Raw genomic sequence first — 22,627 nt, forward strand, 5'->3', positions numbered from 1 at the left:
CGTATAATCGCGTTCATAATAGCCATTTCGTTGACTTTGACGTGTAGTTGATCGCTCATATTCATCAGCTTGAATGTATTCTGACCGTTGGTCTTCCATGAGCTGATTAAAAATGGTGGTTAAAATATCTTTCGCTAAATCATCTTTTACAGAATCATTAATTATCTTTTGTATCTCATCAGTATTCAATGTAAAATGTACTTGGGTCATATAAAGTCCTCCTAGGTATGTTTTTGTCGATAAAAACATTGTACCGTAAAAGGAGCTTTATATGGCCTTTTATCTTTTACACAATTATATGGACTTTATCTACTTAAGGAGTTAGTATATTTGTTTGATAATAATATGAATAGAGAAAGGGCGCTTTAGATATGAAAGGGAAAAAATGGATTGGATTAATACTCTTTTTAGCTTTTATTGGTTTTGTAAGTTATAGCATTTACAGTAGCCAGCAAGAAGAAGTAACAGCTACCGTTCGCACCGCCGAGGTTAAAAAGGAGGATATCACAGAAAAGATAGTTACCACTGGGATTATAGAACCAAGTGAATCGCAACAAGTCTTTGGTCAAGGGATCGTCTCTGAGTTAGCTGTCTCTGTAGGAGACTCGGTAACTGAAGGTGATACATTAGTATCATATGTAAATGGCACCTCGTTTGAAGCTGAATTTAATGGAACAGTGACTGAAGTAAACATAAAAGAAGAGTCTAACGATACGAGTGCGCAGCAAGGACGTGCATCTATTGTAGTTGAGAACTTAAATGACTTGCAAGTTGCTCTTCAATTGTCACGTTCAGATGCTGGCGAGGTTCAAGTGGATCAAAATGTCACTATGACTTATAATGACACTGAATTTGAAGGTCTTGTATCTAAAATCGATCCTGTTGCTACTCAGCAGCAAACACAAACGGGAGCTGCTACGTTACTAGGCGCAACAGTTACTTTTGATTCCGACACGTCAGAATTGATTGCCGGCTTTGAAATCGACGTTGATATCATTGTTGATTCACAAAAGAGCGTTATGGTTATTCCGGTAGAAACTCTAAACTATAATGAAAACAATGAGCCCTATGTATACATCGTAAATGAAGGTATCGCAGAGCGTAAAGATATAAAAACTGGTATCCAGTCAGAAGCTATTATTGAAGTTCAAGAGGGATTATCTGATGGCGATAAAGTTATTCTATCTCCAAGCTCTGATGTAAAAGATGGACTTGAAGTGGAACTGGACAATTAAAAGGAGGATATCTTGTGATAGAAATTACCGATATAGAAAAAATATATCGTTTGGGTGGAGAAACTATCAAAGCACTGGATAAAGTTACTCTCTCAATTAAAGAAGGAGAGTTCACCTCCATTATGGGTCCTAGTGGGTCCGGGAAATCCACCCTTATGAATATTTTAGGTTTGCTTGATCGATTTGATAATGGAAAATATATGCTTAATGGGACAGATGTCACCGAGCTATCTGATGATCAACTAGCTGGCGTAAGAAATAAAGAAATTGGTTTTGTTTTTCAATCATTTAACCTAATGGCACGTATGAATGTACTTGAGAATGTCATGCTTCCCCTTGTTTATGCCAAGGTCCCTGCTGACGAACGTAAAAAACGTGCAACTGAGGCCTTAGAAAAAGTTGGACTTGGTGATAGACTTTATCACTTGACCAATGAAATATCTGGTGGTCAAAAACAACGTGTGGCTATTGCGCGTTCCATTGTCAACCGTCCTTCTGTTCTTATGGCTGATGAGCCTACAGGGAATTTGGACTCTAAAACGACGGAAGATATTATGCGTATATTTCAGGATTTAAATGATGAGGGTACAACAATCGTAATGGTTACACATGAACCAGAAATGGCTGCATACACAAAACGTATCGTTCACTTCCGTGATGGACAAATTACCGAAGATGAAACAGTAACACCTAAACAACTCTCAAAAGCGGAGGTGGATTAAGTGTTCATTAAAGAGAATTTCAAAATGGCTTTAGACAGTATTTTCGCTAATAAAATGCGTTCGTTCCTGACTATGTTAGGTATTATTATCGGCATTGCTTCAGTCATTGCTATTTTAGCAGTGGGTAACGGTGCTGCCAAAGAAATCACTGGTACATTTAGTGACCTGGGTGCAACCACAATAAATCTTACCGCTAATGATTCTGATGACTCAAATGCTGCATTGGAACAAGAGGATTTAGTCGTTTTAAAGGATTCTATAGAAGAAATTCAATATATTTCTCCTAATCAGCAGATATCAGGTACAGCTTCTACTGAAATGGATTCCCGCCAGGCTGTTGTCTCTTATGGTACGCCAGATTTACAATATCTCAGTCAAACAATGAGTTCTAATCTGATTCATGGTCGCTATTTTAACCAGATAGATTTTGATGAGAATAACAGTGTCGTTGTTATTGATACAGATGGTGCTGAAGCATTATTTGGTCGAACTGATGTTGTAGGGGAAACTCTTTCAGTAAATATCACTCAAACTCGCTTGGATCTTCGTATCGTTGGCGTGGTTGAAGGTTCCTTTGCTGATATGCAAGGTGCTTTTGATGCCGATCAAATCCCTTTGTTCATGGCTATGCCTCAATCAACCGTTGGTCAACAAGTTCCGCAATTAGCTGGGATGAATTCAGTCATTATCGAAGTTGAGGATACAGAACAAATCGAACCCATTTCTAATCAAATCGTTCGATTACTGGAACTGCGCAATGATGCTGTTGGTGAAAACATATATAATGCTAGAAACTTTCTCCAAGCTCTTGACCAAGTAAACAATGTTCTAAGTCTGTTTATTAACTTCATTGCTGCCGTAGCTGGAATTGCCCTACTTGTTGGCGGTATAGGCGTTATGAATATTATGCTTGTATCTGTAACAGAACGAACAAGAGAAATCGGAACGCGTAAGGCTCTCGGAGCAACGACTAAAACGATATTGATTCAGTTTTTAATGGAAGCTGTCATTCTTAGTCTAATCGGCGGAATGATTGGTCTAACTTTAGGTATATTACTCTCAAATGTGATTGCCAGTGCTTTAAATATCGTTCCTATATATACACTAGGTAGTGTTGGGCTCGTGCTTGCCTTCTCGACCGCAGTAGGCGTCTTCTTCGGCATTTATCCTGCACGTAAGGCTGCAAAACTAACCCCAATCGATGCTTTAAGATTTGAATAAATCAAAATGTAAATAAAATAGGGAGACTTGAAATCAGTTTTACTGATTTCAAGTCTCCCTATTTATATATCTTAAATTACTGCCAGTTTAAATTTTCTGTTCGTTTGTAATCAACTAAATTAAGAGTAAAGGAATTTATAGATGACATTTAACGCATAGTAACAAATTCTTCAGCAGCAGTTGGATGTATCGCTACCGTGCGATCAAAATCTTTTTTGGTTGCCCCCATTTGAATCGCCACTGAAAATCCTTGCAGCATTTCATCCATACCTTTTCCAATACCATGTAGACCAACAACTTTTTCATTCTCACCTACACAAACTAATTTCATATATGCCTTCTGCCTATTTTCGGTAATAGAGCTATGCATTGATGTGAATGTAGATTTGTATATCTTGACTTTATCTTCAGGATATTCTTCCTTCGCTTGCTTTTCAGTCATTCCTACTGTTCCAATTGGAGGATGAGTAAAAATCACCGTTGGAATATGTTTATAGTCGAAATGCTCCTCAGTTTTCCCGTTAAATAACCTTTCTGACAGAGCACGCCCAGCTGCGATGGCTACAGGCGTCAACTCAGCTCGTCCAGTAACATCTCCAATGGAATAGATATTTTTGGCTGTTGTATTTTGATATTTATCCACCTCAACATAGCCACCTGGATAAAGATTTACTCCAGTTGCTTCAATATTCAAGTTATTTGTATTAGGTGTTCTACCAGTTGCCCACAGTATTTCCTCGGTTTCATGTGTTGTCCCATCCTCAAAATGCAGCACATAAGAATGTTCATTTTTTTCTTCCACACTTACAATGGTTTTATCCACATGAATTTGCTGTCCGCTTCCCTCGGTTAATGCTTGATATCCCTCACAGATGATCGAGTCAAAATTATAAAGCGGGGTTGGTTTTCTGACAAACATATGTGTTTCCACGCCAAATGCATTCAAAATGCCACTCATTTCAACACTAATGTACCCTCCACCAATAATCGCGATACTCTTTGGTAATTCTTCAAGATAGAATACATCGTCTGACACAATACCAAATTCGCCTCCTGGTATATCCAGTCGCTTAGGTTGACCCCCAGTTGCAATTAAAATATGCTCAGCAGTTATTTTTTTATTATTCACTTCTACTGTCGCGTCATCAACAAAGGTTGCTCTTCCTTCGATATGAGTAACGTCGTTAGAATCGAGTCCTCTTTTATAAACAGTATGCAAATATGAAATATATTGTTTCCTGTTTTCTCTCATTTTTTTATAATGAAAAATTGGATCTTCTTTAAATTCTATACCGTAATCGTTCCCGTATAGCTCCATTGATTCTATCATTTCTGCAACATGCCACATGACCTTCTTGGGTACACAGCCAAGATTTACACATGTTCCTCCCAGTGCATCTTCTTCAATCAAAGCCACACGAGCTCCATGCATCGCTGCACGATTAGCTGAGGCAATACCGCCACTTCCTCCGCCTATTACTAAATAATCATAATCAAATTCCTTAGTCATTCTTTATTCCCCTTATTTGCATAATCTGTTTCACTATACGTTTTACGTTCAGCCTCAAAATAATATTTCCCTAATGCATATTTATATTTTTCTCGTTTATCCCAAGGTTTATTTTTTCCCAAATAATGAATAAATACAACCTTATCGTCAATCATCTGAAAATTATATCTATTGGGAAAAATTACTTTCAGTTTTTCATAAACCTTTGGATTCATATTATAAATACGCCAGTCTTCCTCCTTGATATCATTATGATAAAGCATATTAAAGATGTCTTGGTCTGGTAATATAAGGATCGATTTATTTTCTCTAATCGCTTCTACTAGCTGGTCAGGATCTGCTACTTGCCTTAACTTTTTCATGTTCATCATCACAACACCTGAATTGAAATAATTTTCAGATTCAAAATTTCTAAGCCTCAAATTATTAAAAGGTTGAACCCACTTGGTTTTATATTTATAATTCGTCGCAATAAATGAATGGCCCTCGAAAGATTGATTGTATAAAGAACGAATATCTCCCACGTTAATTATATCCGGATCTAAATATAGAATACGATCAATATCAGAAGGTAGAATAGACGGGGCAAACATCCAAAGATACATTTCCAGAGCATAATAACGTGTTATAGCTAATTCATCCGACTCTTTAAAAAAATCTTTACAATAAATATCAATCAGTTCATGATTGCCCTCTCTTTTAAGGTTTGTTTCTAGCTCCTTTAATGTCTCACTTTTAATACCAGCGTGCAGTAGATACATACGAAACGATTCATTCGGATGATTTTCAATAAGCGAATGAATCAGAACCTTTAATGGATATATATAATTTTCATCCAAAGAAAATAATACATTAATCATATCCTTAACTCCAATCCTATAGCTTCATATTTTTATTATACCTATTCTTTTATAAAAAAACACGTGAAGGGTATTTTAAATATATCGAAGCAAAGAACCCTTTTCCTTTTAAACACTTCTTAATTCTATTATAATTAAAGTTAATACGCAAAGAGGAGAAATCTAATGGAAGAGATGTCAAAGAAAACTTTATATACAGAACTCTTTAAATCTACTTTTTTCTTAAGTATGTTTACTTTCGGCGGTGGCTATGTCATTGTTCCTTTGATGGAAAAAAAGTTCGTTAAAGAACTTGGATGGATTAATGAAGACGAAATGCTCGATTTAATAGCTTTAGGACAGTCGTCTCCTGGACCTATTGCTGTCAATACATCGATTCTTGTAGGTTACCGAATGGCTGGCGTCAAAGGAGCAATGGTAACTGTTTTAGGAACAATCATCCCTCCTCTACTGATTATGACAGCTTTAGCCTATATATATATAGCTGTTAGAGATAACGCGATTGTTAATAATGTATTACTGGGAATGCAAGCAGGTGTTGCTGCGATAATTGTTAACGTCGTTTATAACATGGGAAAGCGAATTGTTGTTAAGAAAAAAATCATTCCAATACTAGTCATGATAGCCGCTTTAATCGCTGGTATTGTTTATCAAGTTAATATTTTATGGTTGCTATTCTTTTCTGGAATAATTGGTGCATTAACAACATTCTGGGAACTTCGACAAAAAGATGAGGGCGATACACAATGATATATTTAAATCTACTTTTCAGTTTCTTTCAAATAGGATTGCTCAGTTTTGGAGGAGGATATGCAGCCTTGCCCCTTATCGAGCAAGAGCTTATCCATAACCAGGGATGGATTACTAATCAACAATTTATCGATGTCCTAACCCTTTCAGAGATGACCCCAGGACCTATCGCTATTAATGCAGCTACTTTTTCCGGGAATCAAATAGCTGGTGTTTTGGGCGGAGTCGTCGCCACTGTTGGTGTCACCCTCCCTTCTGTAATTATCGTGCAATTGCTGGCTTATTTTTATTTCAAATACAAAAACATAGAAATTGTTCAAGGAATTATTCAAGGTTTACGACCCGCAGTTGTTGCTTTAATCGCATCTGCTGGACTCACCATTTTTCTAACTGCAATGTTTGGTCAGAGTGACTTACCGGTAGATTTAAGCACGCTAAATTATGTATCTATTATATTCTTTGCTCTTGGTGTTTTCTTGATGAGGAAGTTTAAGGCAAGCCCCATTCATGTCATCATACTAACAGGTATTCTCGGTGGGATAGTGTACTCAATAATATAAAAAATGTAAATGGGTCGATATCTTGTTTTGTCTAACATATCGATCTATTTTTTTAGAATTTTATAGTGTGTTTGAACGTTTATAAATAAAATTATAGGAGGGTTCATAGTGGCTATAGACCAATGGGAGACACTAACACGCCTACTTCTAGCAGCACTGGCAGGAGGTTTGATAGGGTTTGAAAGAGAATTAAAAGGGCGGGATGCAGGTATACGTACGCACATGCTTGTTAGCTTAGGTGCAGCAATCATCACAATGATACAATTAGAAGCAAGCAACTGGCTACTTGATTTCTCAAGAAATAATCCTGAGTTAGCTAATGTGTTGACATCTGATATAACCCGACTAACTGCTCAAATAGTGAATGGCATTGGATTTCTTGGTGCTGGAACAATTATTGTTAGTAAACGCACGGTCACTGGTTTAACAACAGCAGCTTCTATATGGGCGGTTGCAAGTCTTGGTATTGCAGTGGGAATGGGATATTATTTCATAGCTATCGTTGGCGCATTTATTATGCTCATTGTTTTGCGCTTATTAAAGACCTTATTTAAAATAGACCGTACCAAACAGCTAGAAATTAAATATAAGCATAGAAGAGAAACCTTGAATTATTTAGAAAAAAGCTTCAATGAACATGAAATTTCTGTAGTTAATACTGATCATTCCATTACCTATATGGAAGATGGAACGAGCCAGTGCGAGGATCTTTACACTCTGCATTTACCTAATAATTTCAATACTATGGAATATATTTCCAAAGTTGGCTCTCATCCAAATATATTAAAGATCAATACAATTAAAACTAACTTTGATAATTAGTAAAACTATATACACAAAAAAAGGAGATTTAAACTTTCGTCTAAATCTCCTTTTTCTGTACGCTTGTTTCTTGGTTAATTTCTTCGGCTATTTGATTTAACTTCCTCAGTCTATGGTTTACCCCAGATTTAGAGACACCACCATTCGGTAATAGCTCTCCCAACTCCTTGAGACTGACATCTGGATGATTTAATCTGATTCGTGCCATTTCCTTTAATTTTTCAGGCAATGTATCTAAACCTCTTGCTTGTTCTATTACTTTTATATTCTCTATTTGTTTCGAAGCTGCATCAATGGTCTTATTTAAATTTGCGTTTTCACAGTTTACCAAACGATTCACTGAATTTCGCATATCTCGGACAATACGTACATCCTCAAATTTAAACATACTACCCGTTGCTCCTATCAAGGCTAAAAAGTCCGCGATCTTCTCGGATTCTTTCAAATAAACGATATAACCATTTCTACGTTCATGAATACGAGCATTCATATCAAAAAGCTGCATCATTTCACAAATATCATTGTTGTGTTCTTCGTAACTTGAATGAATTTCCAGGTGGTAACGACTTGTGTCTGGGCTATTTACGGAGCCTCCTGCTAAAAAGGCCCCTCTTAAATACGATTTTACTTTCTGCTTATTGTTTTTAATTTCATTCTGAACATGACCGTGATAAAGCATTCCGTCCATTATTCCTAATTCCTTTAAAACAATTTTACAACCACTTTTCAGCCGAACAATGTATACATTATTCTTTTTGAGTTTCATCTTTTTTCTGACAAGCAGTTCTGATTCGACATCAAAGTTATCTTTGATTAGAGTATAAATTCTTCTTGCTATAGCTGCATTTTCAGTTTGAACATTTAATAAAAAATCATGATCAAGTATGCTCAGTGTCCCATTCATTCTTATTAAGGCAGCTAATTCTGCTTTTGCATGTTCTGGATGCACTTCTAACATGGTTAATTCTTTTTTCACTTCAAACGCAAACGACATGACTTTCACTTCCTCTTAAAATACAAGCCCGTTTTATACAGTACTTATTTTATAAATATTTTTTTATTTTTCGCTGACTATTAAATGCCGTTTTGAAAATTTCTTCTGCTACTTTTTCGCCGTTATGATAAACACTTTTTTCGGTTAGCAATAAGAAATCGTCGGATATAACCATCGGTACTTCTGCTTTTAGTCCTTTAAAATCATGCTCAACTTGCAATAAGTATTCTTCATTAATCTCTTGCTCAATGTAATCTTCCGGCACTATACCAATATTAGTTAAGGCGATATCAACAAATTTTCCCCCAACATGCTTATGCAACACTCTGACATGATCAGCATCGTTCAACTCTTCCGTTTCTCCTAATTGCGTCATTATATTGGATATATACACTACCTTTGCTTCTGTTTCAATTAACGCATCACCAATATCTGGAATCATAATATTAGGTAATATACTTGTAAACAAGCTCCCCGGGCCTAAAACAACCAAATCTGCATTCATTATAGCTGATATAACTTTTCTACTAGCTTTGACAGGACGTTCTTTTTCAACGCAAGTCACAGAGACCTTATCGATTTTTTTGCCTTTTTTAGGAATTTTCGATTCTCCTGTCTGAGTCGAACCGTCCACATATTGTGCATGTAGATTTAAGGGTTCTTCTGCTGCTGGAAAAACATGACCTCTGACACGCATGAGTTTAGTTAAGAGTTGAATCGCTTCATAAATATTTCCGTGCATATCTGTCATAGCTGATATAATCAGGTTACCTATAGTATGGCCATCTAAGTTTCTGTCATCAGATTTAAACCGGTACTGAAATATTTCACGTTGTAGTTCTGGAATCTCAGATAGAGCTGTTAGCACATTTCTTAAATCACCTGGTGGAACAGCATTAAAGCTTCTGCGTAGAACCCCACTACTTCCACCATCATCAGCAACTGTCACAATAGCTGTAATATCTGCATCTTTTTCTTTTAAACTTTTCAGTATAACGGGTAAACCTGTCCCGCCACCTATAACAACGATTTTAGGCTTTCTTTTTTTAAACGTTTCCTCTCTCATGATCGCACAGTAGACTCCTTTGCTTTATCTTTATCGCGATGAGAAACATTTACATGATACCCATCAGCCTTGATTTTATTTGCTATACGTTCAACTAAAGCAACTGATCGGTGCTTTCCGCCGGTACAGCCAATAGCAATAGTTACATTGCTTTTTCCCTCTTTTTTATAACCTGGGAGTGTAAAATCAACTAAATCAATAAATTTTTTATAAAATGATTCTGTTTCAGTTTGCTGCATTACATAATCATAAACTTCTTTATCAAGTCCCGTCTGGGATCTTAATTCTTCTATATAATATGGATTTGGGAGAAATCTGACATCCATGACTATATCAGAATCTATTGGTAGGCCATATTTAAATCCAAATGATACAATTTCCACTCGAAACATATTTTTTTCTTTTTCTTTAAACTCTTTGATTAGTTTTTTTCTAAGTTCGCGAGGAGTTAACGTTGTTGTATCTATAACTAATTGCGCGCGCAATTTAATATCATTCAATAAATGGCGTTCTTTTTTTATACCTTCTATCGTACGATCATCTTTTGCTAAAGGATGAGAGCGTCTTGTTTCTTTATATCGAGTAACTAGTTCTTCATCTGTTGCTTCAAGGAAAACAATACGTGTGGTGATGTGAGGAGTGTTGTCCATAGTCACAAGCACTTGGCTTATCTCTTCAAAAAAGTCTTTCATTCTTAAATCCATAACGAGAGCAATTTTACTAAATTGTCCAGTTTCCCTAACGAGTTTCCAAAAAGTTGGCAAGAGATTGGGGGGCATATTGTCTATACAATAATAGCCCATATCTTCAAAACTCTGCATAGCAACTGTTTTACCTGCACCACTCATCCCGGTTATTATTACAAGTTCAAGTTTTTCATTCATAACACTCACTCCTGTTTGCTCTATAGATTAATTATACTCTATTGTTTGCTTATCCAACCCATTATAACATTCCTGGTGTGTCATTACTAGCTTATAAAATATACATTTTTATGAAAACAAAAAAGCCGATACTATACTTTTAATATAGTATCGACTCTTCATTTTTTTGAACTTAAAGATCAACCCTTGAACGTATATCTGCTTCAAAGGCTTCCAATTTTTCGGAAACAATGACACCGGAATCATCGCGTGCTGAGATATAAAATTTAATTTTTGGCTCAGTCCCAGATGGTCGTACAGCAATCCAACTTGAATCAGCTAGTGTATATTTCAATACGTTAGCTGGTGGTAAGTCCATGGATTCCTTAGTATCAGCTGTCTGTCTTGTTTGTTCCTTGAAGTCTTCTATCACGGAAACTTCTACCCCACCAAAACTTTCAGGTGTCGCTGATCGGAACTCATTCATAATAGCATTTATTTTTTCTGTTCCTTCCATTCCATCCATTTTCACAGAAATGGTTTTTTCTTTATAGTGACCATATTCGTGATAAATTTCATGGATAGTATCAAACAAGCTATACCCTTGTTCTTTATAATAAGCGGTCATTTCTGCCACCATAACGAGCGCTTGGATAGCATCCTTATCTCTAACGAAAGGCTGAACAAGATATCCATAACTTTCTTCAAATCCATACATGAAAACTTTGGAACGATCAGCTTCGAAAGCTTTGATTTTTTCAGCTATAAATTTGAATCCTGTGAGTACATTTATTGTTTCCACACCGTATTTATCACCAATAACACTTGGCAACTCACTTGATACAATGGATTTCAGCATGACACTGTTTCTTGGCAAGGTTTCATTGGTTGAGAGTGCTTTAAATATATATTCAACCATCAACGCTGCAATTTGATTTCCTGTTAGGACTTCGTAATGTCCTTTAGCGGTTCTTACAGCCACTCCTAAGCGGTCAGCATCAGGGTCTGTAGCTATGAGGACATCCGCATCCACTTCTTTCCCTTTTTCTATAGCCAACTCAAAAGCAGCAGGATCTTCAGGATTAGGAGACTTTACTGTTGTGAAGTCAGGGTCAGGTTTGGACTGTTCTTCTACAAATGAAACATTTTTAAATCCAATTTGTCTTAAAGCTTTTTCACCCAGCATTTGCCCAGTACCATGAAGCGGTGTAAAAACAATTTTCAACTCTCTGCCTTGTCTATCTGTTAAGTCTTGATTAATGGTAACTGTTTTAATTGCTTCAAGGTAAAACTTATCTATGTCTTTCCCAACAAATTTAAGTAAACCTTTTGTCTCTGCTTCTTTTTGTTTCATTGCTTTAATGGATAAAATATCTTCAACACTTCTTACAAATGTTGTTAATTCATCAGCTTCTTTTGGAGGTAATTGCCCTCCATCGTCACCGTATACCTTATATCCATTGTATTCAGGTGGATTATGGCTAGCTGTTATCATAATTCCTGCAGCTGCTTTAAGATGTCTAACAGCAAAAGATAATTCAGGCGTTGGACGCAACTCTTCAAATACATATGCTTTTATACCATGGTGCGCTAAAGTCAAGGCAGCTTCTACTGCAAACGCTTTAGACATATGTCGAGAATCATACGCAATAGCGACACCTCGCTCCTTCATTTGCTTACCCTGATTTTCTATGAATAAAGCCAAACCTTCAGTCGCTTGCCTGACTGTATAGATGTTCATGCGGTTTGTTCCTGCACCGATAATCCCTCGCATACCTGCTGTTCCAAATTCTAATGATGTATAAAAAGCATCTTCTAGCTTGGATTCATCATTTTTATATTTTTGCAAATCTTGTTTTAATGATTCATCTAGATTCTCATACTCAAGCCATGTTTGATATTTTTCTTTCCAGTTCATTACAATCCCTCGTCTCTAATTTGATATTTTTCAGTTATCTCTTATAATTAATTGTATCATTTTTACCTTCATCTTGCATGAAAAAAGAGTATACATATAGAGATTAATAATATTTGCACAGTTAATGGCTTGAATTATTAGATAATTATTTTATTCGTTCAAAAAGAGTGTGGCGTAAAAAGTGTTTAACCCTTTACTACGTCAGGTTATCCAGTATTATTTGTGTAAGTGTTCGGCACCTTTACTTTTGAGCGCATTTTTTTAAAAAAATCAAAAAAAAGAAAGAGGCTAAGATTTTTCAGCCTCTTTCAACTCTATTTATTTAACTCTTTTACTTTTCCATTGCTTCTTTCAACTCTTCAACATACTGATATGCAGCATTTCCAGCGATTGATCCGTCTCCTACTGCTGTTGCTACTTGTCTGAGTACGGTCTCTCTAACATCTCCTACAGCAAAAATGCCTGGGATTTGAGTCATCATATTTGCATCAGTTTCAATCCAACCTTCTTCATTTGTGATTGGTAAAGACATAAATGATTCCGAATTGGGTAGCAGGCCAATATAGATGAACGCACCGTCTGTTCTCACAAGGCTTGTTTCGCCATTTTTCACATTTTTAACTTCAACACCGGTGACACTTTCTTCTCCTACGATTTCTTCAACAACTGTATCCCAAATAAAATCAATTTTTTTATTTTTATACGCACGGTCCTGAAGTATTTTCTGTGCTCTTAATTCATCTCTACGATGTATAATTGTTACTTTGTCAGCAAATTGAGTCAAGTAAGCACCTTCCTCAACAGCTGAATCTCCACCACCAACAACAATAATTTCTTTATTTCTGAAAAATGCCCCATCACAAACGGCGCAGTAAGACACGCCTCGTCCGTTAAACTCAGCTTCGCCTTTAACACCTAGTTTTTTATGCTCTGCACCTGTAGCAATTATAACTGATCTTGTCTGATACGTTTTATCAGACGTAATAACTTCTTTTACAGTCTCTTTATCCGCAATTTCACGTACGTCTCCATAGACATGTTCTGCACCAAACTGTGTCGCTCCTTCAAGCATTTTCATTGATAAATCAGGTCCAGTGACACTCTTAAATCCAGAATAATTTTCTATTTCCGCTGTGTTATTTAGCTGTCCTCCTGGTATACCCTTTTCAAGTATCAATGTTTTCAAATTTGAACGGGATGCATATAATGCAGCAGTTAAACCGCCTGGTCCTGCTCCTATAATAATGACATCATATATTGTTTTATTCTCTTCCATGTAATTAAATTCCTTTCAATAAATAGTTGGTTAAAATTATTTTTATTTAACTTACTTTTTGTAAGCATCAAGCGTTTATAGTGTACCAAATACCTGAAAATTGTCAAGCAAAAGCTCCCTTTATGATCAACAGGTGTTATTCATTCTGTTTGTGTAAAAGGAGCTTCCGAAACTATTATTTTATTAACTTCATATTTTAAACGGTAATTATTGTGTCAAATACACTAGCTACTCAGCTTTTCCCTCACGCTGCATCAAATGAGATATAACTTGTTTAACTTCAGCATCATTATATAACACATCATAAATTGCCTCTGTTATGGGCATTTCTATTGCGTGCTCTTTCGCCAATTCGAAAGCAGCTTGAGTAGTTGATACGCCTTCTACAACCATTCCCATATTTGAAAGAACAGTTTTAATTGCTTTTCCTTCACCTAATTGATGTCCGGCTCGCCAGTTTCTTGAGTGTGGACTTGTACATGTAACAATCAAATCTCCCACTCCGCTGAGTCCCATAAAAGTTAAAGGATCCGCGCCCATTTCTACACCTAGACGACTGATTTCCGCTAGGCCTCGTGTCACAAGGCCAGCCTTAGCATTATCGCCATAACCTAGTCCAGCGATAACACCTGCACCTATAGCTATAATGTTTTTTAATGCTGCCCCAATTTCAACACCTATAATATCCGGATTAGTATATACTCTAAAATAGTCATTGAGAAATAATTTTTGGACAAACTTTGCACGTTCTAGATTCAATGAAGCGGCAGTAATAGTAGTCAAGTCGTGATTAATAACTTCCTCAGCATGACTGGGACCTGATAGGGCAACAATTCCTTCAGTCTTTTTGGCTGATAATTCTTCATTTAAAATCACCGATATCCGCTTATGGGTTTCTCGTTCTAACCCTTTAGATGCATGAATAATAGTTACTTTACGGTCAAGTGTATCGTTTAATTTTCGAGCCAGTTGACGTATACCGTTTGTTGGTATAACGACAAGGATGGCTTCTGCGTTCATAACCGCTTGCTTTAAATCTGTCGTTGCAACCAATTCATCTGGAAATTTAAATTCCGGTAAATAATGCTCATTCGTATGATTCGTATTTATTTCATTTTTTTGTTTCTCTTCTCTCGTCCAAATGTTTACTTGGTGACCATTTTCTACTAGAACATTGGCTAAAGCACTACCCCATGACCCAGCACCTAAAACAGCTACTTTGCTACTCACTTGAGTTCCTCCTTAATCACTGCTGAAAATGATAGAGATCTATTTTTTTCGGTTCTCATATTTTTTCTTTTTTTCTTGAAATTCTTTTTCTGGCTTAATACCTTGTGTGTAATAAGCAGGTTTGGGATAGGTGTAAAAACGTCTGTATACAATCAGACCAATACTTGCTATTAAAAGAATTAAAGAAAACACCTGTGAAACACGGAAAATCCCAATATACAAACTGTCTGTTCTCATTCCTTCAATGAAAAAGCGTCCCAGTCCATACCAAGCGAGATATCCTAAAAAGACTTCTCCTCTTAGCATCAACCCTTTTTTAGCCCTTAGTAGCATTAGGACAACAAATCCAACGACATTCCAAACTGATTCATATAAAAATGTGGGATGATAATAACTTCCGTTAATATTCATTTGCTCAATAATAAAATTAGGTAGTTGCAGTTTTTCTAAAAATTGTCTACTTACCTCGCCGCCATGGGCTTCTTGATTTATGAAATTACCCCAACGTCCAATAGCTTGCGCAATCATTACATGAGGAGCTAGAATATCTACTAAAAGCCAAACTGGCACATCATTCTTTTTACTGTACCAATACATTGTAATGAAACCAAGTATTAGACCTCCATAAATCGCTATACCACCTTCCCATATAAAGAAAATACGCAAAGGATCAGCTAAATATGTTGGTAGTTCAAATAACACATAATATATACGGGCACCAATCAAACCAAAAGGTATGATCCAAAAAGAAAGATCTACAATAAAATCTTCTCTAATTCCTAATTTATCCGCTTCTTGTATGCTTAGCCAAACTGCTAAAAACATGCCTGTTACAATAATAATTCCATACCAGGCTACTTCTATCGGTCCTAAGTTAAAAGCAATCGGATCGATACTTCCTAAAATGCTTTGCATCTATGAATCTCCTATCTATTCTTCCCTTGTATTCTTTTCAATTAATTTGTTTAGATTATTTTCAAACGTTTTTGTAGCGTCATATCCCATTTCTTTGGCACGAATATTCATTGTAGCAATTTCAATAATTATTGATAAATTCCGTCCTACCCTTACTGGTATAGATAGCTTAGGAATATCGACATTAAAAATACTCATTTTATCCAAGTTATAACCAAGTCGGTCATATTTTTTATTTCGATCCCAATGTTCGAGGTTGATTATTAAGTCCACTCTCTTTTTGGTACGTATGGATCCCACACCAAATAAATTCACAACATCAATAACCCCAACGCCTCTTATTTCAATTAAATTCCTTAATATCTCTGGTGGTTCACCGATAATACGTCTTTCATCCATCATATATAGTTCAACTCTGTCATCGGCAACTAAACGATGCCCGCGCTGAATAAGCTCAAGTGCGGTTTCAGATTTCCCTATACCTGAGCCACCAATAATCAAGACTCCCATACCGTACATATCTACAAGTACACCATGTTGAGAAATACGTTCAGCTAAATGTTCTTCTAAAAAATTTGTCACATTTGAAGACAAACGTGTAGTGGAGCGTTTTGATAGAAGAACTGGGATTCCTTTTTCTTCTGCAGCTTTCAAAAGCTCTTTAGGTGGTTCTTGATTTCTTGATACTAAGAAGGCCGGTGTTTCAGCCTGACACATACGTTTCATGACAATATAACGTTCGTCACTTGTCATTTTCTCTGTAAATGATAACTCTGTTTTACCTAATAATTGTACGCGATCTATAGGATAAAAATTAAAGTAACCTGTTAATTCAAGAGCGGGTCTTGATAGATCACTAACTAGAATTTCTCTATCCAGGTTCTCTTCACCAACAACGACACGTATGTCATCCATTGACTCGACCAATTCATGTATTTTAACGGAAGTAGCCATTGATTATCTCCTTTATTCATTGATATAAACATACCTTCATCATATCACATCTAACAATATCATAGTAGAAATTTTAAATAGACTCTTTGATATAAATAAAGAACAGCCGTGATTTCTCTCACCGTTTTATATCTACTATTGTTCCCAAAATTTTCGAAGAAGGTCTCCGCCTGTTTTTTCTGCAGTAGTCCTACATTTTTATATTTAAATAGTCTCTTGTCTTTCATGTTTTGAGACTAAAAAAACGCGATTGCAAATAATTTGCAACCACGTTTCTTCTTCTCTAATCATTAGCATTATTGAAATACGCATTTAATGCTGATACGATTACGGCCACTACCAACGCTAGGAAAAATGAACTGAAACCAAAACCGCTGACTAAAACTGCCGTTAACCATAACATCAAGCCATTGATAATCAAGTAAAACAATCCCAGTGTCATAATCGTTATTGGGAATGATAAAATAACTAATATTGGTTTGACAAGAACATTCAATACTCCAAACACAACAGCAGCTACGAGCGCTGTTGTCCACGAGGTAATCATGAAGCCATCAAGAAAACCTGCTAATGCCAAGAAAATCAATGTATTAGCTAAGATTCGTTGCCACCATTTCATTGATTAAAAGTCACTCCAATCGTCTTCTTCAACTTTTTCAGCTTCTTTTCTCTTGGTTTTTCCGTTGTATTGTCCGAAAGGCGAACGCCCTTTGTTCGTTGGACGCGATACTTGTTCACCATCGGGCATCACTAATGCCAATAGTAGATATATTGGAACCGTAGAACCTACACCGATAAAGGTCAATACAACGACAACGACTCGAAGTAAGACTGGATCAATGTTAAAATATTCTCCTAGTCCACCTATCACACCAAATATTACTTCATTGTTCTTTGATTTTGTTAATTTTTTCATTTCTTTATCCCTCATTCCCTTTCAGATGTTTTTTCTATATCTTTTAATAATACATTACCAGTTGTCGTCGAAAGATTAAAGTCAAGCGACACCTTATCGTTAATTCGTTTAAATTTTTTAGTTTTTTCTGATTGCTCATCTATTTCAGTATTACTCAGACGACTCTTAATTTCTCCAAAAGTCGTTTTGGCCTCACCATCAATGGCCATCGAGTCTGGAATAGCTAATTTCACGTTACCATTCACGGAAGAGGCTTTGAGGCGCTTTATCCCTGTTTCCTTGAAAGAAATTTTTACATCACCATTGGTTGTAGTTAAATTCCCACTTTCAAGTTCTCCCTCATACACGACGGAGCCATTCACAGTATTAGCTAGCAAATCTTTTAACTGACTCTTTTTAACGGTTATAGAACCATTAGATCCTTTAGCCTCAAGCATTGTTCCTTTTAAATGATTAAAGACAATTGATCCATTTGTCGATTTAACAAAGACATCTTGCACATTCAAATCATCCACTTGAATTTTACCATTCAGTGTATTGATTGAAAGATAATCGTACGCAATTTCAGGTAGTGTTATTTTCAAGTCAACGTATACACGTTTATTGGGGACATGAACCCGCATTTTATCATCATCAACACTTACAGTACTGCGCGCCTCAAACGATTCTTTCGGCGTATTTTCACTCATTTTTCCATAAAGCTTTCCCTTAGCTGATATAGAAACGGAATCAGTCTGCCCTTTTTCTATCAGAATTTTACCATTTGCTACTTTGACATCTACAATCGTCGCCTTGAAATCATTTAGCGTCCATTCCTTGTGATAGCTTTGCGTCGCTAGTGTAGGAAACTTCAAGTTAACATTTTTCCAATCAAAATTATCTAGAACGTTATCAACAGAAGAACGGATTGATTCTCTCACCTTGCCATCAGAAGCCTGGTCAACCTTCTTTTTAAATATTGAAGATATTTCTTTCCCAGCTTCTTCGATTTTTTTACTCGCTTTTGATATTTCTTCATTTGTTTCTTTTTTCCAATTATCAGGCATTTCAAATCTAGCTGTTGCTTGTTTGGCTTTCAATGTCCACTGCTTAACTTTTGAACGATTTAATTCCTTAGCTATTTTTTCTTTTTCCTTTTTTAGTTCATCTTTTTCTTTTTCCAAAGCATTTATCTTATTTTTAACATTCTGCTTTTTACTATCGTTTTCAGTTTGTTCTTCTGTTATTTCTACTTGATCTAATTGCTCGGATAGTTGGTCAATTTTATTACGAAGTGATATAATTTCTTCGGTATTATCTACTTCATCCAGTTGTTTAATCAATTCTAATTCTTTTTTGACAAAAGAAATTTCTTCAAGTATGACTTCTTTACTATCTTTAATTACGTTTTTATCATCTTCCATCAGACGTTCTAATTCAGCTTTTTCCTCATCTAATTCAGAATTAACCTCAGAAAGTTGCTGATTTAATGTATCTAATTTAACTGATGCTGCGTTTATTTCTTTAACTAGTTCTTCTATTTCAATTTCAGCTTTATCTTTGTCTTGTTCTGCTTCATTTTCAGCTGATTCTACTTTTGGATCCTCGTATACGTCCGCCGTAAACTCTTCTTCTTCAACTTTCTTACCTTCGGCATTGATTGTATTCTCAAGCAGGTCAAGACCTTCTTCAGTTGATAATATTCCTTTTTTCATTAAGTCTATTATGCGTTCTTTTTCACTCATGTTATAGCCCTCCTATATAAGCTTATGAATTGTTGCACCATACTAATTACTATCTATATTAATTATGCAACAATTCTTAGCTATTGTCATAGGTCTTACGACTGATTTTCCGCTAGAACTTACTACGTCACTTACCTTTACTCTATTGCTTTATTTTTTCACCTTATGCTTTTCAAGAATTCCCTTTAAATAGTAGCCTGTATAGCTCTCTTCGCATTTAGCAACATCTTCTGGTGTCCCTGTTGTAATAACCGTTCCTCCGCCTTCGCCACCTTCTGGACCAAGGTCTATAACGTGATCAGCCACTTTAATAACATCAAGATTGTGTTCAATTACTAGAACAGTATTTCCTGCTTCTACCAAACGATCAAGTACTTTTAGTAGTCTGTCAATATCATCTGCATGTAAGCCGGTTGTTGGTTCATCCAAGATATAGAAGTTATGACCGTTTTGTCTTTTGTGTAATTCACTAGCCAATTTCATACGCTGGGCTTCCCCGCCAGAGAGTGTCGTTGCTGGTTGCCCAAGCGTCATATAACCCAGACCGACATCAATAATTGTCTGAAGTTTACGTGAGATTTTTGGAACGTTAGAAAAGAAGGTAACGGCTTCTTCTATCGTCATACCCAGAACATCAGCTATATTAGCCCCTTTATATTTCACTTCTAGCGTCTCTGAATTATATCGTGTCCCGTGACAGACTTCACATGGGACGTAGACGTCAGGTAAAAAGTGCATTTCTATTTTCAATATACCATCGCCTTTACACGCTTCACACCTTCCACCCTTTACGTTGAAACTAAAGCGCCCTTTTTTATATCCGCGCATTTTCGCTTCGTTTGTTTTGGCAAACAAATCACGAACATCGTCAAAAACACTGGTATAAGTTGCTGGGTTACTTCTAGGCGTTCGACCAATAGGGCTCTGATCAATATCAATAACTTTTTCTAATCGCTCATACCCCTCGATTGATTTAAACTTTCCTGGTCTTTTTTTAGATTTACCTACTTCTCTCGCAAGTGCTTTACGCAAGATTTCATTAACTAGCGAGCTTTTTCCAGAGCCAGAAACACCTGTCACTGCGATAAATTTACCCAGCGGGAAATCTACATCAATATTCTTGAGGTTATTTTCTTCTGCTCCTTTAATTTTAATGTATCCATCTTTATTCATTCGTCTTTCTTCGGGTATGGGAATTTCTTTTTTCCCTGATAGATAAGCACCTGTAATAGAATTAGGATTAGATTTGATGTCAGCTGGTGAACCTACAGCAACCACTTCTCCTCCTTGTTCTCCAGCCCCTGGTCCAATATCTACAATGTAATCAGCGGCCCGCATAGTGTCTTCATCATGCTCAACAACAATCAGCGTATTGCCTAAATCTCTCATTTTCTTAAGTGATTCTATTAAGCGATTATTATCTCTTTGGTGTAAACCAATTGATGGCTCATCAAGAATATAAAGCACACCAGACAGATTTGAGCCAATCTGGGTAGCTAATCGAATCCTCTGTGCTTCGCCACCAGAAAGAGTGCCCGCTTTACGATTCAAAGTTAAATAGTCCAAGCCTACGTTTCTTAAAAACGAGAGCCTATCGTTAATTTCCTTTCTTATCGGTTTAGCTATCGCTGTATCATTAGTCGACAAATCCATTGTTTCAAAGAAATCACTGGCATTTTCAATTGATAGTTGATTAATTTCACCCAGATCTCGCCCTTCGATTTTAACGGACAGAGCCTCTCTATTTAGACGCTTTCCATGACAAACCGGGCATTCCAATTCAGTCATGTACTGCTGCATTGTTCTGCGAGTATAATCACTACTGGTTTCATGGTAGCGTCGTTTAACATTCGGCATAACCCCTTCAAAAGGTAGCATTGTGTCTCTAACGCTTCCATAATCATTTTTATAGTGAAAATGAAATTTCTTCTTTTTAGAACCATGTAGTACAATATTTTTATGCTTTTTCGGTAATTTTTCAAAGGGGACATTCATATCTATATCAAAGGCTTCACACGCTTGGGCGAGCATTTGCGGATAATACTTGGAACTAATCGGTTCCCAAGGTAATAGCGCGCCTTCTTTTAAGGTTAATGATTTGTCTGGAACAACTAAATCTATGTCTACTTCTAATTTCGTACCTAAACCATCACATTCAGGGCATGCGCCAAATGGTGCGTTAAATGAAAACAATCGCGGCTCCAAAGGGGGTAATGTGAAACCACATACAGGACAAGCATAGTGCTCACTGAAAAGGACTTCCTCATCACCAATAATATCTGCTATAACGTAACCGTCCCCTAGCTGGAGTGCTGCTTCTAAAGAATCAAACAAGCGGGCACGAATGCCTTCCTTCAGAGCAATACGATCTATAATTACATCAATTGAATGATTGATGTTCTTATCTAATTCAATCTCTTGATCAATATCAACGAGTTCACCATCAATGCGCAACCTTACGTATCCTTCACTTTTAATTCTTTCCAAAACTTTTTTGTGTTGTCCCTTTTTTTCTTTAATTACAGGAGCAAGTATTTGAAGACGTGTACGTTCTGGATATTCCAAAATACGATCAACCATTTGTTCAACCGTTTGGCTTTTTATTTCTGTTCCGTCATTCGGACAAATGGGTGTCCCTATTCTTGCATACATTAATCTTAAAAAGTCATTTATTTCTGTAACTGTGCCGACAGTTGACCGCGGATTATTACTGGTCGTTTTTTGATCGATTGATATGGCAGGACTAAGCCCTTCGATACTATCCACATCTGGTTTATCCATTTGTCCCAGAAACTGCCTTGCATAAGAAGAAAGAGACTCCACATATCGACGCTGCCCCTCTGCATAGAGAGTATCGAATGCCAGTGAACTTTTCCCTGAACCAGACAACCCAGTCATAACTACTAATTTATCTCTTGGAATTGTAATGTCTATATTTTTTAGATTATGAGAACGTGCGCCACGCACCTCAATTTTATCATTAGCCATATTTTCACCCTATCTTTTTTTATACATCATTACTTTTACAAACGACTACTTCTTTTAACTGTTTTACTTTTTAAAGGTCCATAAAAAGTACTAAAAGAGAGAA

At 36.4% G+C, this 22,627-nt stretch carries 21 protein-coding genes; 6 read left to right on the top strand and 15 right to left on the bottom strand.

What is annotated here, in order from left to right; translation table 11 throughout:
• Window positions 1-210: transposase (locus BMX83_RS04600; RefSeq protein ID WP_177170498.1), on the bottom strand; the 210-nt coding region annotated here is incomplete at its 3' end.
• A gap of 161 nt (window positions 211-371) precedes the next feature.
• On the opposite strand from BMX83_RS04600, the gene BMX83_RS04605 reads away from it, so the two are divergent.
• The 3 genes from BMX83_RS04605 to BMX83_RS04615 are packed head-to-tail and all read left to right on the top strand — an operon-like array spanning window position 372 to window position 3,178.
• Window positions 372-1,235, top strand: a complete 864-nt coding sequence (locus BMX83_RS04605) for an efflux RND transporter periplasmic adaptor subunit (RefSeq protein ID WP_091634009.1) — start codon at window positions 372-374, stop codon at window positions 1,233-1,235.
• A 14-nt stretch (window positions 1,236-1,249) separates the two neighbouring features.
• Window positions 1,250-1,957 carry an ABC transporter ATP-binding protein gene (locus BMX83_RS04610; RefSeq protein WP_091634012.1) on the top strand — a complete coding sequence of 236 codons (708 nt, stop codon included), beginning with the start codon at window positions 1,250-1,252 and terminating at the stop codon, window positions 1,955-1,957.
• Window positions 1,958-3,178 carry an ABC transporter permease gene (locus tag BMX83_RS04615; protein WP_091634015.1) on the top strand — a complete coding sequence of 407 codons (1,221 nt, stop codon included), beginning with the start codon at window positions 1,958-1,960 and terminating at the stop codon, window positions 3,176-3,178. It abuts the gene before it with no gap.
• Between the two features lie 148 nt (window positions 3,179-3,326).
• Here BMX83_RS04615 and gorA read toward each other — a convergent pair whose 3' ends face one another.
• On the bottom strand, window positions 3,327-4,688 hold the full coding sequence (gene gorA / locus BMX83_RS04620; protein WP_091634018.1) for a glutathione-disulfide reductase: 1,362 nt from the start codon (window positions 4,686-4,688) through the stop codon (window positions 3,327-3,329).
• Window positions 4,685-5,548 (bottom strand): glycosyltransferase family 8 protein, encoded by an 864-nt coding sequence (locus BMX83_RS04625; RefSeq protein ID WP_091634021.1) that lies wholly within the window; start codon window positions 5,546-5,548, stop codon window positions 4,685-4,687. The genes gorA and BMX83_RS04625 overlap by 4 nt, the downstream gene beginning before the upstream one ends.
• A gap of 165 nt (window positions 5,549-5,713) precedes the next feature.
• On the opposite strand from BMX83_RS04625, the gene BMX83_RS04630 reads away from it, so the two are divergent.
• The 3 genes from BMX83_RS04630 (at window position 5,714) to BMX83_RS04640 (ending at window position 7,680) form a co-directional block, all read left to right on the top strand.
• Window positions 5,714-6,298 carry a chromate transporter gene (locus BMX83_RS04630; RefSeq protein WP_336622032.1) on the top strand — a complete coding sequence of 195 codons (585 nt, stop codon included), beginning with the start codon at window positions 5,714-5,716 and terminating at the stop codon, window positions 6,296-6,298.
• On the top strand, window positions 6,295-6,858 hold the full coding sequence (locus tag BMX83_RS04635) for a chromate transporter (protein WP_091634024.1): 564 nt from the start codon (window positions 6,295-6,297) through the stop codon (window positions 6,856-6,858). Before BMX83_RS04630 ends, BMX83_RS04635 begins: the two co-directional genes overlap by 4 nt.
• A 108-nt stretch (window positions 6,859-6,966) precedes the next feature.
• Window positions 6,967-7,680 carry an MgtC/SapB family protein gene (locus BMX83_RS04640; RefSeq protein WP_177170499.1) on the top strand — a complete coding sequence of 238 codons (714 nt, stop codon included), beginning with the start codon at window positions 6,967-6,969 and terminating at the stop codon, window positions 7,678-7,680.
• A 40-nt stretch (window positions 7,681-7,720) separates the two neighbouring features.
• Here BMX83_RS04640 and whiA read toward each other — a convergent pair whose 3' ends face one another.
• The 12 genes from whiA to uvrA all read right to left on the bottom strand — a co-directional run bounded on the left by whiA (window position 7,721) and on the right by uvrA (window position 22,524).
• Window positions 7,721-8,674, bottom strand: coding sequence for a DNA-binding protein WhiA (gene whiA / locus BMX83_RS04645; RefSeq protein WP_091634029.1), 954 nt, complete (start codon window positions 8,672-8,674; stop codon window positions 7,721-7,723).
• 49 nt (window positions 8,675-8,723) lie between these two features.
• Complete coding sequence (locus tag BMX83_RS04650) at window positions 8,724-9,740, bottom strand: gluconeogenesis factor YvcK family protein (protein ID WP_091634031.1); 1,017 nt, start codon at window positions 9,738-9,740, stop codon at window positions 8,724-8,726.
• Window positions 9,737-10,624: an RNase adapter RapZ gene (rapZ, locus tag BMX83_RS04655; protein ID WP_091634034.1), complete on the bottom strand. Its 888-nt coding sequence runs from the start codon at window positions 10,622-10,624 to the stop codon at window positions 9,737-9,739. Before rapZ ends, BMX83_RS04650 begins: the two co-directional genes overlap by 4 nt.
• Before the next feature lie 172 nt (window positions 10,625-10,796).
• A complete protein-coding gene (locus tag BMX83_RS04660; RefSeq protein ID WP_091634037.1) occupies window positions 10,797-12,521 on the bottom strand; it encodes a phospho-sugar mutase in 1,725 nt (574 codons plus the stop codon).
• 331 nt (window positions 12,522-12,852) lie between these two features.
• Window positions 12,853-13,797, bottom strand: coding sequence for a thioredoxin-disulfide reductase (gene trxB / locus BMX83_RS04665; protein ID WP_091634040.1), 945 nt, complete (start codon window positions 13,795-13,797; stop codon window positions 12,853-12,855).
• A gap of 228 nt (window positions 13,798-14,025) precedes the next feature.
• Window positions 14,026-15,027, bottom strand: a complete 1,002-nt coding sequence (locus BMX83_RS04670; protein ID WP_091634042.1) for an NAD(P)H-dependent glycerol-3-phosphate dehydrogenase — start codon at window positions 15,025-15,027, stop codon at window positions 14,026-14,028.
• A gap of 39 nt (window positions 15,028-15,066) precedes the next feature.
• On the bottom strand, window positions 15,067-15,942 hold the full coding sequence (gene lgt, locus BMX83_RS04675; protein ID WP_091634045.1) for a prolipoprotein diacylglyceryl transferase: 876 nt from the start codon (window positions 15,940-15,942) through the stop codon (window positions 15,067-15,069).
• A gap of 15 nt (window positions 15,943-15,957) precedes the next feature.
• A complete protein-coding gene (gene hprK / locus BMX83_RS04680) occupies window positions 15,958-16,896 on the bottom strand; it encodes an HPr(Ser) kinase/phosphatase (RefSeq protein WP_091634046.1) in 939 nt (312 codons plus the stop codon).
• A gap of 283 nt (window positions 16,897-17,179) precedes the next feature.
• Window positions 17,180-17,515 carry a phage holin family protein gene (locus tag BMX83_RS04685; protein ID WP_091634049.1) on the bottom strand — a complete coding sequence of 112 codons (336 nt, stop codon included), beginning with the start codon at window positions 17,513-17,515 and terminating at the stop codon, window positions 17,180-17,182.
• A gap of 3 nt (window positions 17,516-17,518) precedes the next feature.
• Window positions 17,519-17,812, bottom strand: coding sequence for a PspC domain-containing protein (locus BMX83_RS04690; protein WP_091634052.1), 294 nt, complete (start codon window positions 17,810-17,812; stop codon window positions 17,519-17,521).
• 11 nt (window positions 17,813-17,823) lie between these two features.
• Entirely contained in the window at window positions 17,824-19,536 is a 1,713-nt protein-coding gene (gene liaX, locus BMX83_RS04695) for a daptomycin-sensing surface protein LiaX (RefSeq protein WP_091634054.1), read from the bottom strand.
• Between the two features lie 150 nt (window positions 19,537-19,686).
• Complete coding sequence (uvrA, locus tag BMX83_RS04700; RefSeq protein ID WP_091634057.1) at window positions 19,687-22,524, bottom strand: excinuclease ABC subunit UvrA; 2,838 nt, start codon at window positions 22,522-22,524, stop codon at window positions 19,687-19,689.
• Between the last annotated feature and the right edge of the window lie 103 nt (window positions 22,525-22,627).

The sequence above is a fragment of the Alkalibacterium gilvum genome (genome assembly GCF_900109085.1).
Classification (GTDB): domain Bacteria; phylum Bacillota; class Bacilli; order Lactobacillales; family Carnobacteriaceae_A; genus Alkalibacterium; species Alkalibacterium gilvum.

What these genes read in the sequence shown, in the direction of transcription:
- BMX83_RS04605 (WP_091634009.1), top strand. Translation starts at nt 372, where the DNA reads ATGAAAGGGAAAAAATGGATTGGATTAATACTCTTTTTAGCTTTTATT.
- gorA (WP_091634018.1), bottom strand. Translation starts at nt 4,688, where the DNA reads ATGACTAAGGAATTTGATTATGATTATTTAGTAATAGGCGGAGGAAGT.
- BMX83_RS04625 (WP_091634021.1), bottom strand. Translation starts at nt 5,548, where the DNA reads ATGATTAATGTATTATTTTCTTTGGATGAAAATTATATATATCCATTA.
- BMX83_RS04630 (WP_336622032.1), top strand. Translation starts at nt 5,714, where the DNA reads ATGGAAGAGATGTCAAAGAAAACTTTATATACAGAACTCTTTAAATCT.
- BMX83_RS04635 (WP_091634024.1), top strand. Translation starts at nt 6,295, where the DNA reads ATGATATATTTAAATCTACTTTTCAGTTTCTTTCAAATAGGATTGCTC.
- whiA (WP_091634029.1), bottom strand. Translation starts at nt 8,674, where the DNA reads ATGTCGTTTGCGTTTGAAGTGAAAAAAGAATTAACCATGTTAGAAGTG.
- BMX83_RS04650 (WP_091634031.1), bottom strand. Translation starts at nt 9,740, where the DNA reads ATGAGAGAGGAAACGTTTAAAAAAAGAAAGCCTAAAATCGTTGTTATA.
- rapZ (WP_091634034.1), bottom strand. Translation starts at nt 10,624, where the DNA reads ATGAATGAAAAACTTGAACTTGTAATAATAACCGGGATGAGTGGTGCA.
- BMX83_RS04660 (WP_091634037.1), bottom strand. Translation starts at nt 12,521, where the DNA reads ATGAACTGGAAAGAAAAATATCAAACATGGCTTGAGTATGAGAATCTA.
- trxB (WP_091634040.1), bottom strand. Translation starts at nt 13,797, where the DNA reads ATGGAAGAGAATAAAACAATATATGATGTCATTATTATAGGAGCAGGA.
- lgt (WP_091634045.1), bottom strand. Translation starts at nt 15,942, where the DNA reads ATGCAAAGCATTTTAGGAAGTATCGATCCGATTGCTTTTAACTTAGGA.
- hprK (WP_091634046.1), bottom strand. Translation starts at nt 16,896, where the DNA reads ATGGCTACTTCCGTTAAAATACATGAATTGGTCGAGTCAATGGATGAC.
- BMX83_RS04685 (WP_091634049.1), bottom strand. Translation starts at nt 17,515, where the DNA reads ATGAAATGGTGGCAACGAATCTTAGCTAATACATTGATTTTCTTGGCA.
- BMX83_RS04690 (WP_091634052.1), bottom strand. Translation starts at nt 17,812, where the DNA reads ATGAAAAAATTAACAAAATCAAAGAACAATGAAGTAATATTTGGTGTG.
- liaX (WP_091634054.1), bottom strand. Translation starts at nt 19,536, where the DNA reads ATGAGTGAAAAAGAACGCATAATAGACTTAATGAAAAAAGGAATATTA.
- uvrA (WP_091634057.1), bottom strand. Translation starts at nt 22,524, where the DNA reads ATGGCTAATGATAAAATTGAGGTGCGTGGCGCACGTTCTCATAATCTA.